The following is a 14399-nucleotide window of genomic DNA, read 5'->3' as shown; positions in this document are numbered from 1 at the left end:
TCCGCCGAAGATGTCGCGGTAGTCCCATCAGGGGTAACCGTTCGTCATCTCACGGAAGGTGCCCATCCGCTCGAGCGCGGGGGCCGTGTAGATCTTCTTCATGATTCACCTGCTCTGCTGGCGTGGTGCGGACCAGCGGACAGCGGACCGCCAACAACGATGTGCCGGCGCAACCCGCTCGCTCCTAGCCTGCTCGGTCATAGTAGCAGTACCGTTACACCCCTGTCTATATTGAATCTTGCAATGGGCTTACTTGGACCCGTTCTGATGACTGATCACAGTGCAGGCGGCGTAACGTAATATCTGGAGAGCAGGATCGTACGGCGAAGATGAGCGATCTGCTCCGGATGCTCCGGGGCAGCGGACGGGTGATCGCGGTCGCGGCCGTCATCAGCGTTCTGGGGGCTGTGGTCTCTCTCGCTCTCCCGCTGGTGGTCAACCGTCTCGTGTCGGGCGTGAGCGACAAAGCGGACTCTGGGGGCCTCTTCGCTCCGACGGTGCTTGCGTGCGCACTGCTGCTCGCGTCAGGCCTGCTCAACGCCGCGCAACAGTACGTGCTCAGCCGGGTCGGTGTAAATCTCGTGATCACCGCGCGGCGGACCATGATCCGCGCGGTATTGCGCCCGCCGATCCGCGAGTTCGACGCGCGGCCCAGCGGCGATCTCGTCTCCCGGGTCGCCAGCGACACATCGGTGCTCCGGCAGGCGCTGACCCAGGGCGTGCTCGCAGCGGCCGGCGGCCTGGCCACGATGGTGGGCGCGCTCGTCGCCGTGTTCGTCATCGATCCGGTGCTGACGGCTCTCACGCTGGCCATCTCTGCAGTGTTTGCGCTCCTAACGTTCGTCCTATCCATCGTCGTGCGAGGGGCGAGCCGGACCCTGCAGCATCGGATTGGTCAACTGTCCGCGGCCGTGAGCCGCGCAGTGCTGGGCATCCGCACCATTCGCGCGGGCACTGCAACCGATCGCGAGGAACGCGCACTCGTGTCGGCCGCGGATCAGGCACGGATCGGGGGACTGCGCGTCGCGAAGTTCACCGCGCTCATCGAGCCCATGTCACTGCTGGCCGTGCAGGGTGCGGTGCTCGCCGTCCTCGCCGTCGGCGGCTACCGCGTCGCCGCCGACGAGCTCTCGATCGCCGATTTGATCTCGTTCATCATGTATGTCTTCCTGCTGATCGCCCCGCTCGGGGAGATTTTCTCCTCGCTGATCTCACTGAACGCCGCACTTGGCGTCATCGATCGGATGCGAGAACTCACGAATATCACACCTGAAACGGATCCTGCGGACGATCACGGGCGACCCAGGGGAGGAGGCGGCCCGATCGCCCTTGAATTCGAGGGCGTGAGCTTCGAGTATCCCTCCTCGGATCGGGCCCAACCCCTCGCCGCCCTCGAGCAGGCGTCATTCTCCGTCCCCGCGGGGCAGCGCCTTGCGATCGTGGGCCCGACGGGCGCGGGGAAGAGCACGATCCTCAGCCTGATTGTCCGCTTCTACGAGCCAACCTCGGGTCGGATCCTGATCGACGGCGTCGACACGTCGACCGTCTCGCGAGCCGGCCTCGCCTATGTCGAGCAGGATTCGCCGGTCCTGCCGGGCACCGTCCGAGAGTACCTGGTCATGCTGGCACCGGACGCGACGGACGACGAATGCTGGACGGCGCTGGAAGCGATGCGCCTCGACGACACGGTGCGCGCACTTCCTCGTCAACTCGAGGCGGAGGTCGGCGAACTCGGTGCGATGCTCTCAGGCGGAGAGCGGCAGCGCATCGCGATCGCCCGCGCTCTGCTCGTGGATCCGCGGCTGTTGCTACTCGACGAGTCCACGGCAAACCTGGACGGGCGGACGGAAGCTGTCATCCGCACGGTGCCGGACGAAGCCTATCGACGCTGCACGACTGTGATCGTCGCGCATCGCCTGGCCACCGTGCGTGACGCCGACGCGATCCTCGTCGTGGACCACGGCCGCATCGTCGCGCAGGGTACGCACGACGAGCTGATGACGAGTAGCCCTCTGTACCAGGAGCTCGCGCGTAATCGGTTGATTTCGCAGTAGTCACGGAGATGGCACCCACCTGGCCGGATCACAATCGAGCACTGCGCGGAGCGGGCACGATGAGCCTGCTCTCGTAGGCGGCGATGACGAGCTGGGCGCGGTCGCGGGCAGCGAGCTTGGCGAGCAGGCTGCTGATATGGGTCTTGACGGTGTTGTGGGAGAGGGTGAGCTCGGCGGCGATCTCGTCGTTCGGCAGGCCCCGGCCGATCAGCGCGAGGACCGCCCTTTTCGCGCGCGGTGAGCTGGGCGAGCGTCTCTGCTCCGTTCGACGACCCATCGGCTCGGTGGTCGAGGTAGTGCTCGACGAGAGCCGTGAGGATCGATGGCGCGAACAGCGACTCGCCGCGGTGAACGCGGCGGATCGCGTCGACGAGTTCCCCGGGGTGGGCGTCTTTCAGGACGAATCCGCTCGCGCCTGCCCGCAGGGCCCGTAGAGGTACTCGTCGAGCTCGAACATGCTGAGCACCAGGACGCGGGTCCCGGAGAGCGCAGGGTTGGCGGTGATCTGCCGGGTGGCCTCGATGCCGTCCACCTCGGGCATACGGATGTCCATGAGCACGAGGTCCGGGCGGAGCTCGCGGGCCCAGCGGATCGCGTCCGCGCCGCTGTCGGCTTCGCCGACGACGGTCAGGTCCTTCTCGCGATCAATGGCGATACGGAGGCTGTGGCGCAGCAGCGTCTGGTCATCGACCAGCAGTAGCCGCACGGGCGCGGTCTCGGTCGTCTCGGTGCCCTGCTTCTCGGCGACGGTCGGGATCTCGGTCATGCGGTCTCCCCGGGGACGTGCGTGACAAGGTGGAACCCCGAAGGCGCAGGCCCCGCTTCGAGGGTGCCGCGGTGGACGGCCAGGCGCTCACGGAGCCCGCGCAACCCGGTCCCGGGACGGGGTGACCAGCCCGGGGCGGGCCCCTCGTCCTGGACCTCCACGTCGATGCCCGTTCCTCTGCGTTCGATCACGATCCGGGCGCGGGTGGGTCCGGCGTGCCGCAGCGCGTTGGTCAGAGCTTCGCGAACGACAGCGCAGACGGTCAGCTGCGCGGTGGCGCTCACCTGCCCGAGGTCGCTCTGCTCGAAGGCGACGGCGAGCCCGGCGCGGCGGGCCGCCTCGACGATGCCCGGCAGGTCGGCGAGGGAGCTCGCAGGGCACAGCGGCGCAGGAGTGTCCGCGCCGCCGCGGAGCAGGGCGAGCATGCTGCGCAGCTCGGCGGTCGTCTCGCGGCTGATCCGTTCGATGTCTTTCAGCGCCTGACGGCGCTCAGCGTCTCCTGCGCCGTACTCGTCGTCGTCCACGAGGTTCGCGGTGGCCGCGCGGACCGTCATCAGCCCGAGGCCATGGGAGGCGAGGTCGTGCAGGTCACGGGCGATCCGCAGCCGCTCGGTCTGCACGGCATTGTCGGCGGCCCATCGAGACAGCTGCTGCTCATAGGCTCGGCGCGCCCGGCGCGAGCTCAGCAGCGCCCAGGTCGTAACTCCGACCGCCGAAGCAACGATGAGCACGATCGCGATCATCACGTAGGGCGCGTCCTGCCCGAGCGCGAGCAAGGAAAGCACGAGCACGACGACGGCGCACGCGGCGATCAGCCAGGCGCGCGAGATGGTCGGGCGTTCGACGTGCTCCACGGTCTCATTCTAGAAATCGAGGACGACGATGTCCTCACCCCCTGGTACGAGTCGCTGCCGAAAGACCACCCCTGGCTCCGGTGCGCTCGATCGAGCCGCCTGCTGGCATAGGAGCATGCTGACTTTCCAGAACGTGAGCAAGCGCCGCGGTTCGCGCGCGATCCTCACAGATATCACCTTCACCGTCCGTCCGGGACGCGTCACCGGGTTCTTGGGACCCAACGGCGCAGGCAAGTCCTCGACGCTGCGCATCCTGCTCGGACTTGACCGGCCCACCTCCGGGGAGGCTCTGGTGGATGGGCAGCGGTTCGCCACGCTGCCCGACCCGCTGCCCGACCCGCTGCCCGACCCGCTGCGCAGCGTCGGTGCGCTGCTGGACGGCTCCGGCGCGCACCGCTCGCGTACCGGACGCGCCCATCTGCGATGGGTCGCGAGGGCTGCGGGGATCAGCAACGCCCGCGTCGAGGAGCTGCTGGAGACCGTGGGAATCGCCGACGCCGCCGGCAAGCGCGTGAGCACCTATTCCCTGGCCATGGGGCGAAGGCTGGGACTGGCCGCCGCGCTGCTGGCCGACCGCGCGGCGCTCGTGCTCGACGAGCTGGTCAACGGACTGGACCCTGAGGGCATCCGCTGGATGCGGGAGTTCCTGCGCGCGCAAGCTGCGGAGGGGCGCACCGTACTGCTGTCCTCGCACCTGATGGGAGAGCTCGCCGAGACGGTCGACGACGTGGTCGTGATCGCCGACGGGCGGATCGTCGCCGACGGCGCGCTCGCAGAGGGAAGACCGCCGACAAGGTGCCCCAATCAGCTGTGCGCAAACGAACGGTTGCGAACAGCTCAGGAACGGGGCAGTTCGAGCAGCCTGCGATATGACTTTTCGTCGGTGCCAAAGAACCGCGCCGCGAAGGAGAAATCATGGCCAAGATCCGCCTCAAGAGACCGAGTGCTCGGAAGAAGCAGCCGACCACCGACGAGCAGACTCAGCTCTTGCTCGATTCCGGCATGTTCGACGATGGGCAATACGACACGCACCAAGTTCCGATTCAACGTCTGACCAACGCGTCGGTCCACGCCGTTACGAGGGCGCGTAGTCCCTCGTTACTTACGGAGTCGGCTGGAACAGCGCGCGCCAAACGAATTTCCTCTCGGTCACGTTAGACGACGCAGCTGCCGTGGAGGGGAGCCGGTATCGGCCGATTCAGCAGCACTTTCCGGAGGCATATACTTCCGCCCATGCCGACGGAACCTCACGACACCGTGTGGCACCTGCCTCCGCGTGAAGAGTGCGACGAAGATCGCATCTCGATTCCGCTCGATGAGTTCTAGATGCTTTATTAGCGTCGCGTGACGTGGCACGGGCGACTCGTTGAATATGCGCGCGTACTCTCGACACGCGGATCGACCGACAACCCGCGGACGAAAGTGCCGTCGATCGACACGCAGCATCATGGATGTGTCCCTCGCCACGACGGCCCCGACCACGCCCAGCCGTTCACCCATCTGAGGGATATCGACTCGCAGGCGGACGTGCAAAAATCGTTCGATTCCTCGTACGACACCGTCTACAACGAGTATCTCCGCAGAACTGGACAGGATCCTCTGAGATGAACCGCCACGAAGCGACGCGACGTGTCATGAAGACGATGGCCATGCAGCCGGCAGGTGGCTTGCCGATCGTCTCGGACGACGGAAGCCGGCCACTCGTGGTGACGACGCCGAGCGAGTACCTGAGCGACGTTCTGAAGCGCATCGAAGCCGTGGGTGGTAGCGCGAGCGTGGCTCTCGCTGAGACGAAGCAGTTCGTCGTTTTCACTATCGAGGGAACCGGAACGAACGCCGGGGACGACCAATCCGAACCCAGCGATCCCCTCAGCGATGACATGTCGATGGGGATGTTTCACCTCCGTTACTCGCAGGCGAAGAAGCAGGGGCGAAGCTTCCACCTGAAGGGCTCGGGTCTGACGGTCTCGCTCGAGGCGAACGAAGTCCAGTACGCGTAGGCAGATCTGACTGGTTCAGCTCGTACCGCAGAGAAGCGCGTGGTCGAGCAGCACGCTGCTGGCAAGAGCACCGAGCAGATCGTCTGCAATGTCTCGTCCAGTCGTGCGCTACCTCCGCCGGAGTTCTGACCAGCGACGGGCCTCACTCGACCCGCCGCTGAGCGTCACGGCGGTGCGCCCGCAACCTGGCGCTGCCAGGCTGGAGTGTCAGGACGGTGTCGGGACAGAGTTCCGCTTCACTGTGTGAGGTGACTGAGGACCAGGAGGCGTGAACGAGCGTGCAGGGCAGCGATGACGAGCAGCAGCGGATCCTCCGATTCTGGTGGATGCTTGAGTTGTTCAGTCCGCAGGGAGTGCCACGTCTCACGCCTCGTGCGACGCGGGTGGCCGACCGGCAGGTGATCGCCTGGAAGCCAGGGGACCGGTTGCCGTGGGAAGTACTGCCGCGTCCCGGGCGACTGGGTGGCACTGATCGGACGTGGCAGCACACCGTGTACCTCGGTGTCTACGATCTCGAATCGACGCACGGGAGCCTGCATCGCGCGTTCGGGAGCGACGAGGACGCGTACGACGAACGCCCGGCAGGGAGGAGCGCCGGGGCGGGGGTGCTCGTCGACGGCAAGGGTCGGCTGGTGGCTGAATCCGCCATCCTGTCCTCGGCTCTCTGGGCCGTCGGTCGGATCGAAACGTCTGGCGTGGGCGCTTCCGGCTGGGCCGACGGCTTCCCCGACGCGGCGAAAGCCTTCCAAGAGGCGGTCGATGAACACGAAGGAGACCGACGGGACGCCTGCGGCGATGCTGCGGCTCCTGCGCAAGACGGGGAATCACTCACGGCGCTCTCTCGTCTCGCACACGAACTGACGGGAGTGGTCGGAAAAGCCGATCTCGCGACGCAGGTGATCGTCATCCGGTCGGTTGCCGTGTCGCTGCGACGCCAGGAGGGCGCCGGCGATATCGACTTCCTCAACAGCTTTTTCCTCGACGATTTGAAGGCCGTCCGCGTCGCCCTCGCAGAGGGGCTTGGTGGCGGCGCCGCGTTGGCGAGCTATTTGACCAGTGACGACGTGCTCGACGACAGCGCGCGGGTCGACGTGATGCGGAGAGATGAGGAGGTGAACAGCGGCGTCGCCGTGGAGCGTCTTCCGCGTGGGCGCTGGCCGTCCAATCCCAAGCACAGTCTGTCTCTGCGTCAGCAGTTCGCGGTGAATCGCGCGCTCGTCGATCTCGGTGGCGGGAGCGGGCTCATGGGGGTGAATGGGCCGCCTGGCACGGGGAAGACGACGATGCTCCGCGACATTCTGGCGGGCAACGTCGTGGAGCGGGCACGGCGCCTGGCGGGACTGGAGCGAGCCGAGGACGCGTTCATATCTACGCCCCTTACCTGGTCGGCTGGAGACGGGTATCGGCGGAAATTGTGGCAGTTGCGTCCGGAGTTGACCGGGTTCGAGATGGTGGTCGCGTCTGCGAACAACGCGGCTGTCGAGAACGTGACCACGGAAATTCCGGTACGCAAGGAGATCGACTCGCGATGGAGCGACGAAGCTGACTACTTCGCCGACATCGCTCGAGAGGTGCTCGCCGCTACAGATGCGCGGAAGGACCGCGAGAAGGTCATCGACGCATGGGGTCTGGTCGCCGCGCGACTCGGCAATAAGCGCAATCGGGGTGCCTTTCAGTCCGCTTTCTGGTTCGACAAGAAGGAGCCGACCGAGGAAGCGACGCAGGGCGCCGTTCCGCGGATGAAGACCCGTCTCGCGCAGTGGCGTGACGGCGAGGTCCCGCATCGGACATGGCGAGAAGCACGGGACGTGTTCACACGCGCCGAAAAGCGTGTCGACCTGCTAATCGCGCAACGGAAACGGATGCAGGAGCGCCTGGTTGGTTTCCCGCACGCTGTCGAGGCCGAGCGTCGTTGGGCGGGAGCCGTTGCTCGGCTCGGTTCCGATCTGGGCGCCGCGGAGAAGGACCTGCGCGTTGGCCGGACTGCCAACGACTCGGCGTGCCGGGCGTCGGAGCGTGCGGCCACCGCTCGTGATCGCCATGTGGCAGAGAAGCCGGGTGTGCTGGAGATGATCCTCACCCTCGGTGGTGCGATACGCGACTGGCGCGCAGCTCTCAAGCCATTGGACGATGCTCTGAATGCGGCGACTACCGCCCAGAACCTCGCGCAGGCGCAGCTCTCGCAAAGGCAGGAGAGGTACGTGGCGCTCACAAGCGAACTCGCCGGGGCGGAGGGTGATCGGGCGCGGGCGGCGGCATCCGTTTCGGACCTCAGACAGGGAATCGTTGCCGACGAGAAACTGCTGGGGTCGGGATATCCGGGCGAGGCGTGGACGGGACGTGCTCGCGAGTTGTACGCGCCCTGGCTCGACGAGCGCCTCGACGAAGCACGGTCCGGGTTGTTCTTGGCTGCGCTGACGCTTCACCAGGATTTCTTCGCGAATACGGCGGACGAGATGTCGCACGGGTTGCGGGCGGCCCTCGAGATCGTCGTCGGTGGTGGACCGCAGGGCCTCGAACCGCACAAGCGACGCGCTGCGTGGCAGCTGTTCTTCCTCGTTGTCCCCCTCGTGTCGACGACCTTTGCCTCGCTAGGTCGGATGTTCGGGGATATCGGTCCAGAGAGCATCGGTTGGCTTCTCATCGACGAGGCCGGCCAGGCCTCTCCGCAGTATGCCGCAGGAGCGATATGGCGTGCCCGTCGAGTCGTGGCGGTCGGCGATCCCCTCCAGCTCCAGCCTGTGGTTACCATTCCCAGAAAGGTGCAGCGCGATATCGCGTCCGCCTACGGCGTGAGTGACACGTGGATACCGCCACAGGCGTCGGTGCAGACTCTCGCGGATAGGGTCTCCGTCTACGGCACGATGCTTCGACAGGCCGACCGCAAGGTGTGGGTGAGCGCACCACTCACCGTGCACCGCCGTTGCGACGATCCGATGTTCAGTCTCTGCAATGAAATCGCTTACGGCGGCATCATGGTCAATGGCGTGAAGCGGGAGCGGAACAATTCGGAGCATCCCGATCTCTTTGACAGCGAAGCCGGTCCGCGTATCGTCTCGAGCCGCTGGGTCGATGAACCCGCTCCAACACCGGGTACTCACCTCCAGGAGAATCAGATTGCCCGCCTCGAGAGTGCACTTGCTTACCTTGATGCGAAGGGCGTGCCTGCGTCACAGGTGATCGCGATCTCGCCCTTCCGGGCCGTCGCCGACCGCCTTGCGGCGTTGTCGGCGAGTTATCCGGAACTCACCGCGGGTACGATCCATACGGCCCAGGGGAAAGAAGCGCCGGTGGTGTTCCTCATCCTCGGAGGAGACCCGAGTTCGCCCGGTGCGAAGGCATGGGCGGCATCCTCCGTCAATCTCGTCAATGTCGCGGCGAGCCGAGCGAGTCGTCGGTTGTTCGTCATTGGCGACCGCGACGCGTGGAAGCAGTACGACTACTTCCACGATCTCGCTATCTTCCTGTCGACGGGCGCGGCGGCCGAGGGGTGACGGAGACGGCCTGCGGTGGGTGTCCAGATGTGCCCTCTAATCACCAAACGAGCGTGCAGTGCGGCGGACGGCGTGCGCAGCAGCGCTGAGGCGGAGAGCCGGGCGGTCACGGCACGCCGGTCCGGAGTGCGGCCGCCGCGCAGCCAGCGGACATGCTGATAACCGGCGCGTCTAGGCTCGATCCATGACTCGTCTCGACGGTGCCGTCGTCCTTGTTCTCGGTGCCTCTGGCGGGCTCGGGCGCCTTCTTGCCGACGGGCTGGATGCGCGGGGCGCGATGGCGGTGCGTTCGGGGCGTCGTCCGGCTGGTCTCGGGGAGGCTCCGCTCGTTGCCGACCTACGCGGGGAGGACGCCGGGCGTCGTCTCGTCGCGGAAGTCATGAAGCGCCACGGGCGCCTGGACGGGGTCGTCGTTGCGGCGGGCGTCGTCGCGTTCGGTCCCTCCGCCGAACTCGATCCGGCCGTGCTGGAGGAGCTGGTCGAGGTGAATGCGCTGGCGCCGATCCGGGTGCTGACGGCGGCCCTTCCTGCGCTGACCGGCTCGGCGAGCGAGGGCCGGCAGCCGTTCGCGCTGACGATCAGTGGAGTTGTGGCCCAGGCACCGACCGCCGGGCTCGCCGCCTATTCCGCCTCGAAGGCCGCTCTGCACGCCTTCGTGCGGGCCACGGCGCGCGAGTACCGGCGTGCGGGCGTTCTGCTGCTCGATGCGCGCCCCGGTCACACCGAGACGGAACTCTCCCGGCACCCGATTGCGGGGGAGGCGCCGCGCTTCGGTGCTGGTCTGGCTCCGCAGTCGGTTGTCGACCGACTCCTTGCCGGGATCGAGGATGGGGAAAGCGATCTGGCTCCCACAGCTTTCGGTGAGTGAGGACGTGCGCACTCGAGGCTGAGGCGCGCGGAACGGTTCGCTTTCCTCGCGGCGCTTGACCGTGGTGGCGCTCCTCGATGGCTGGTTACCGCCCGTTCACCTGCGCGTCGCTCGGTCGTTCTAGCGTTCCCGCATGCTCGCCACCGGCGACGCGATTTTCCGCCGTGACGAGGCGCAACTCCGTGTGCTCATTTGGGACGACTCCGGGGTTGTGATGCGCTACGAGCATGTCGCCGTCTGCTAACCGGGGGAAGAACAAGGGGGGAAGAGAATGGGAGAGCAGGAGATTGGCGCCGATCTGCCGGGTGTACACCTGCGCTGGTTGTCGCTGAACGAGCAGAGCTTGGACGCGGAGCGACTGCTGCCGATGCTGAGCCGTGAGGAGCGTGAGCGCTACGCGCGTACGGCGGCCGCGCCGACGGCCGAACGCTTCGTGTTCGGCCGGGTGCTGCTGCGGATGCTCGCCTCCGAACTGACGGGCGTGTCTCCCGCGGCGGTTCGGGTCCTCGCCTGCTGCGCGCGCTGCGGAGGATCCCACGGCCGTCCCCGCCTGGAGGGCCCCGACGACAGACTGGCGCTGCTGTCGGTGAGCATCGCGCACTGCGCCGGGGCTGTGGTTGTCGCGGTGAGCAGCGCCGGGGTGGTCGGAGTGGACATCGAGCCAGTTGCCGGGTCCACGGCGCACGACGAGCGGCTCGCGGTCGTCCCATTCGCTACCGGAGCGGTCCGCCCCGCCGATCCGGTCCTGCAGTGGACGCGAATCGGAGCAGCGCTGAAGGCGGATGGACGCGGATTGGAGAGGGACCCGCGGCGTGTTCACGTCCACGAGTCGCGCTTCGCGGCCGAGGCGCGGATCGACGGCGTGCGCTTCCGTCTTGCTGAGCCGACCCTCGATCCGGCGCTGCGCGTGAGTGTGGCGCTGGGGCCGATGGTCGAGGAGGGTGCCGGGCCGATCATCGGCTGGCGTCGCGAGCACGGCAACGCACTTGCCGATTCGGTGGAGTCGGCGGGCCGACGATAACCGTTCGCCTTCGCGGTGAGGTGGAGGGGAACCGTACGTCAGGCCCGCCGGGACGCTCAGTGCGCCATCGGCAGTGGCGCGTCGGACTCGGCGGGGCGTCGCACGAGGAACGCGGCGACGATCGCGACGGAGGCGATCGAGGCTCCCCAGAGGAATGCCGAGTGGATGCCGCCGGCCGACGCGGTCACCTGGTCGGCGCCGCCCTGTGCGAGCGCCGCCGACTGGATCGAGAGGACGGTGACGAACAGAGCAGTGCCCGCCGCGCCTCCAAGCTGCTGCACCGTGCCGATGATGGCACTGCCGTGGGAGTAGAGCGCGGGTCGGACCGAGCCGAGACCGGCCGTGAACAGCGGAGTGAAGACGAAGGCGAGCCCGAGGCTGAGGATCACGTGCAGCGAGAGCACGAACCAGGGCGATGAGTCGGCGGCGAGCAGGGTGTACCCCCAGAGCGCACCGGCAACGATGATCGAGCCGGGTACGAGCAGCACTCGCGGACCGAAGCGGTCGTAGCCGCGGCCGACGAACGGCGCGAGCAGGCCCATCAGCAGCCCGCCCGGGAGCAGTAGCAGGCCGGTCTCGAGCGGGGTGAGGCCGAGCACGTTCTGGGTGTAGAGCGGCAAGAGGATGAGCGTGCCGAAGAGGGCCGACATGCTGACGGCCATCATGACGATGACGATCGTGAAGTTCGCGGAGGAGAAGGTTCGCAAATCGAGCAGGGCGCGGTCGGTTCGCTGCAGCAAGAGCTGGCGGCCGATGAAGCCCGCGAGGCCAAGGCCCGCCACGACGAACGGTACCCACGGCGCGACCACGGCCTCGCCGCCCTCGCCGAGGCTCGACAGGCCGTAGACCAGGCCGCCGAAGCCGAAGACGGAGAGAACCACCGAGAGGGAGTCGATCGGGATCGAGCGCGGCTCGGTCACGTTCTCGACCTTGCGTAGCCCGAGCAGCAGGGCGCCGATCGCAATCGGCAGGACGATCCAGAACATCCAACGCCAGCTGAGGAAGTTCAGGATGACGCCCGAGATGGTTGGGCCGACTGCGGGAGCGACGGAGATGACGATGGAGATGTTGCCCATCATCCGGCCGCGAATTGCCGGCGGCACCAGCGTCATGACGGTCGTCATGAGGAGCGGCATCATGATGGCCGTGCCGCTGGCCTGCACGACGCGCGCGGCGAGGAGGACGGCGAACGTCGGCGCCAGAGCGGCGGCGAGCGTGCCGAGGCTGAACAGGGTCATCGCGGCGGCGAACAGAGTGCGGGTGTGCAGCCGCTGGATCAGGTACCCGGTGATCGGGATGACGACGGCCATCGTCAGCATGAACGCGGTCGAGAGCCACTGGCCGACGTGCGCCTCGACGCCAAAATCGCGCATGAGGTCGGGCAGCGCCACGCTCATGATCGTCTCGTTGAGGATGACGACGAACGCCGACACCAGCAGCAGGCTGATGACGAGGCGGCTGCGCGGCTCCAGGGTCGCGGCGGCGGCGGGAGCGGCGGGCCGCGTGCCGGGAAGGGTGCTGCGATCGGTCACGGGGGGACTCCGGTCGTGAAGGGGATGGGGGTGGCTTGGCGCGGGGGGCGGGGCGGGGTGCTACGAGGGCGCGTGGCTTGGGGCGCATCGTCTGCTTGCGTCTGGGGCACAGTTGCGCGGCACCACAGTTGCGGTGCACCACAGATGCGGGTTCGGACGAAAGAACGATGGCAGGCACCTCCGACATTCCCAATCGTCGAGAATCCGCTGCGAGTCCGTTCAGAAGTGTGCGAGGAGCGCGGCGGACCCGGCTGCCGCAGCGTGTGCTTCCGGAAGCGCCGCGCCCGGCCCGTGATGAGGGGCGGGAGTCCCGACCGCCCGCACGTCGTCCGCCCGCTAGGCTGACCGGACAACCGAATACCGGGCCGCATTACGCGACGCGGGAGAGCCGACTCCGGTCGGCACCGAAGGAGCAAGCCTCCCCGCCAATCTCTCAGGTCTTTGTACCGCGTCGAACTGGCCACTCTGGAAAGCGATCCGCTCGGATCCGCCCACGGTGAAAGCGCACGACCCTCCAGGGCGGCGCGAATCTCTCAGGCACCACGACAGAGGGGGAGTTCCCACGGCACTGCTGTGCTCTGCCGCCGTGAGCGGCGCGAGAGACGCATTGCGACGAATTGGAGAACTCATGTCCGAGACCCCGACGACCCCGTCGACCAGCCCCGAGGCCCGCTACTCGCCCCTGCACGAGGTGCATGTTGCCGCCGGCGCGAGCTTTACCGACTTCGCGGGTTGGCAGATGCCGGTCCGCTACTCCGGTGACCTCGCCGAGCACCACGCCGTGCGCACCGCTGCCGGCCTCTTCGACCTCTCGCACATGGCCGAGATCCTCCTGGTCGGCCCCGAGGCGGTCGATGCCCTCGACTACGCCCTCGCGAGCGACCTCTCCGCTGTCGCCGTCGGGCGCGCCAAGTACACGCTCCTCCTGGAGCGCACTGGCGGCGTCATTGACGATCTGGTCGTTTACCGCACCGGCGAGGACCGCTTCATGGTGGTCGCGAACGCCGCGAACCGCCACATCGTCGTCGAGACGCTGCGCGACCGCACCGCGATGTTCGAGTGCGAGCTCTTTGACGAGAGCGACGACATCGCGCTCATCGCGCTCCAGGGTCCCCGCTCGCTCGAGATCCTGCAGAACGTGCAGGGCCTCGCGGTGGAACACGGTGAGGAGCCGGTGCTCGACACCGACGCGGCGGCGCGTCTGCTTGCCGAGCTGCGCTACTACCGTGCCGTGCCCGCGACCTTCGAGGCGCATCCGCTCCTCATCGCCCGCACCGGCTACACGGGCGAGGACGGCTTCGAGATCTACGTCGCGCCCGAGACGGCTCCCGCTCTCTGGCAGGCGCTCGCCGAGACCGGCGCAGGAGCGGGCCTTGTCCCCGCCGGGCTCGCCGCGCGCGACACGCTGCGCCTCGAGGCCGGCATGCCGCTCTATGGCCACGAGCTCTCCCTCGATGTGTTCCCTGCGCAGGCTGGCCTTGGCCGCGTCGTTGCGCTCGGCAAGTCGATCGACTTCGTCGGCCGCGCCGCGAGTGAGGAGGGTCCCGCAGGCGAGGCGCCCGTGCTGGTGGGCCTTGTCGGCGAGGGTCGCCGCGCCGCCCGCGCCGACTACCGCGTCCTCTCCGGTGACGACGAGGTCGGAGTGATCACCAGCGGCGTCCTCTCGCCGACCCTCGGCGTGCCGATCGCGATGGCCTACGTTGCCCCCTCCTCCGCGCAGCCCGGGACGACGCTCACCGTCGATGTTCGCGGCAGCAGCCTTGCGATGACCGTCACCGAGCTTCCCTTTTACTCGAGAAAGAAGAACTGA

At 67.4% G+C, this 14399-nt stretch carries 12 protein-coding genes and 2 riboswitches; of the genes, 7 read left to right on the top strand and 5 right to left on the bottom strand.

Going from position 1 to position 14399, the window contains the following annotated elements; genetic code table 11:
- Nucleotides 1–27 precede the first annotated feature (27 nt).
- Nucleotides 28–102, bottom strand: coding sequence for a lasso RiPP family leader peptide-containing protein (locus B0H03_RS17450; RefSeq protein ID WP_109714866.1), 75 nt, complete (start codon nucleotides 100–102; stop codon nucleotides 28–30).
- A 227-nt stretch (nucleotides 103–329) separates the two neighbouring features.
- On the opposite strand from B0H03_RS17450, the gene B0H03_RS08755 reads away from it, so the two are divergent.
- Entirely contained in the window at nucleotides 330–2054 is a 1725-nt protein-coding gene (locus B0H03_RS08755; protein ID WP_104264298.1) for an ABC transporter ATP-binding protein, read from the top strand.
- A gap of 28 nt (nucleotides 2055–2082) precedes the next feature.
- Here the strand turns inward: B0H03_RS08755 and B0H03_RS17335 are convergent, their stop codons facing one another.
- The 3 genes from B0H03_RS17335 to B0H03_RS08745 all read right to left on the bottom strand — a co-directional run bounded on the left by B0H03_RS17335 (nucleotide 2083) and on the right by B0H03_RS08745 (nucleotide 3674).
- Complete coding sequence (locus tag B0H03_RS17335) at nucleotides 2083–2331, bottom strand: response regulator transcription factor (protein WP_337189965.1); 249 nt, start codon at nucleotides 2329–2331, stop codon at nucleotides 2083–2085.
- Between the two features lie 117 nt (nucleotides 2332–2448).
- On the bottom strand, nucleotides 2449–2820 hold the full coding sequence (locus B0H03_RS17330) for a response regulator (RefSeq protein WP_337189964.1): 372 nt from the start codon (nucleotides 2818–2820) through the stop codon (nucleotides 2449–2451).
- Nucleotides 2817–3674 (bottom strand): sensor histidine kinase, encoded by an 858-nt coding sequence (locus B0H03_RS08745; RefSeq protein ID WP_104264299.1) that lies wholly within the window; start codon nucleotides 3672–3674, stop codon nucleotides 2817–2819. The genes B0H03_RS17330 and B0H03_RS08745 overlap by 4 nt, the downstream gene beginning before the upstream one ends.
- A gap of 133 nt (nucleotides 3675–3807) precedes the next feature.
- On the opposite strand from B0H03_RS08745, the gene B0H03_RS08740 reads away from it, so the two are divergent.
- The 5 genes from B0H03_RS08740 to B0H03_RS08715 all read left to right on the top strand — a co-directional run bounded on the left by B0H03_RS08740 (nucleotide 3808) and on the right by B0H03_RS08715 (nucleotide 11057).
- A complete protein-coding gene (locus B0H03_RS08740; protein WP_243411138.1) occupies nucleotides 3808–4728 on the top strand; it encodes an ATP-binding cassette domain-containing protein in 921 nt (306 codons plus the stop codon).
- Between the two features lie 550 nt (nucleotides 4729–5278).
- The gene (locus B0H03_RS08730; protein WP_104264300.1) at nucleotides 5279–5674 is read left to right on the top strand and encodes a hypothetical protein; all 396 of its coding nucleotides are present in this window, start codon (nucleotides 5279–5281) and stop codon (nucleotides 5672–5674) included.
- A 278-nt stretch (nucleotides 5675–5952) separates the two neighbouring features.
- The gene (locus tag B0H03_RS08725) at nucleotides 5953–9168 is read left to right on the top strand and encodes a DEAD/DEAH box helicase (RefSeq protein ID WP_241560415.1); all 3216 of its coding nucleotides are present in this window, start codon (nucleotides 5953–5955) and stop codon (nucleotides 9166–9168) included.
- A 184-nt stretch (nucleotides 9169–9352) separates the two neighbouring features.
- Entirely contained in the window at nucleotides 9353–10036 is a 684-nt protein-coding gene (locus B0H03_RS08720; RefSeq protein WP_104354307.1) for an SDR family NAD(P)-dependent oxidoreductase, read from the top strand.
- Between the two features lie 271 nt (nucleotides 10037–10307).
- Entirely contained in the window at nucleotides 10308–11057 is a 750-nt protein-coding gene (locus B0H03_RS08715; RefSeq protein ID WP_104264302.1) for a 4'-phosphopantetheinyl transferase family protein, read from the top strand.
- 56 nt (nucleotides 11058–11113) lie between these two features.
- Here the strand turns inward: B0H03_RS08715 and B0H03_RS08710 are convergent, their stop codons facing one another.
- Nucleotides 11114–12589 (bottom strand): DHA2 family efflux MFS transporter permease subunit, encoded by a 1476-nt coding sequence (locus tag B0H03_RS08710; protein WP_104264303.1) that lies wholly within the window; start codon nucleotides 12587–12589, stop codon nucleotides 11114–11116.
- 370 nt (nucleotides 12590–12959) lie between these two features.
- Nucleotides 12960–13048: riboswitch (glycine riboswitch) on the top strand.
- Between the two features lies 1 nt (nucleotide 13049).
- Nucleotides 13050–13145: riboswitch (glycine riboswitch) on the top strand.
- Between the two features lie 72 nt (nucleotides 13146–13217).
- Between B0H03_RS08710 and gcvT the strand changes: the two genes are divergently transcribed.
- Nucleotides 13218–14399, top strand: coding sequence for a glycine cleavage system aminomethyltransferase GcvT (gene gcvT / locus B0H03_RS08705; RefSeq protein WP_104264309.1), 1182 nt, complete (start codon nucleotides 13218–13220; stop codon nucleotides 14397–14399).

This window comes from Rathayibacter iranicus NCPPB 2253 = VKM Ac-1602 (assembly GCF_003149025.1).
In the GTDB taxonomy this organism is placed as follows: domain Bacteria; phylum Actinomycetota; class Actinomycetes; order Actinomycetales; family Microbacteriaceae; genus Rathayibacter; species Rathayibacter iranicus.
Note: the sequence above shows the minus strand (reverse complement) of the source record. Positions and strands in the feature narration are given on the sequence as shown.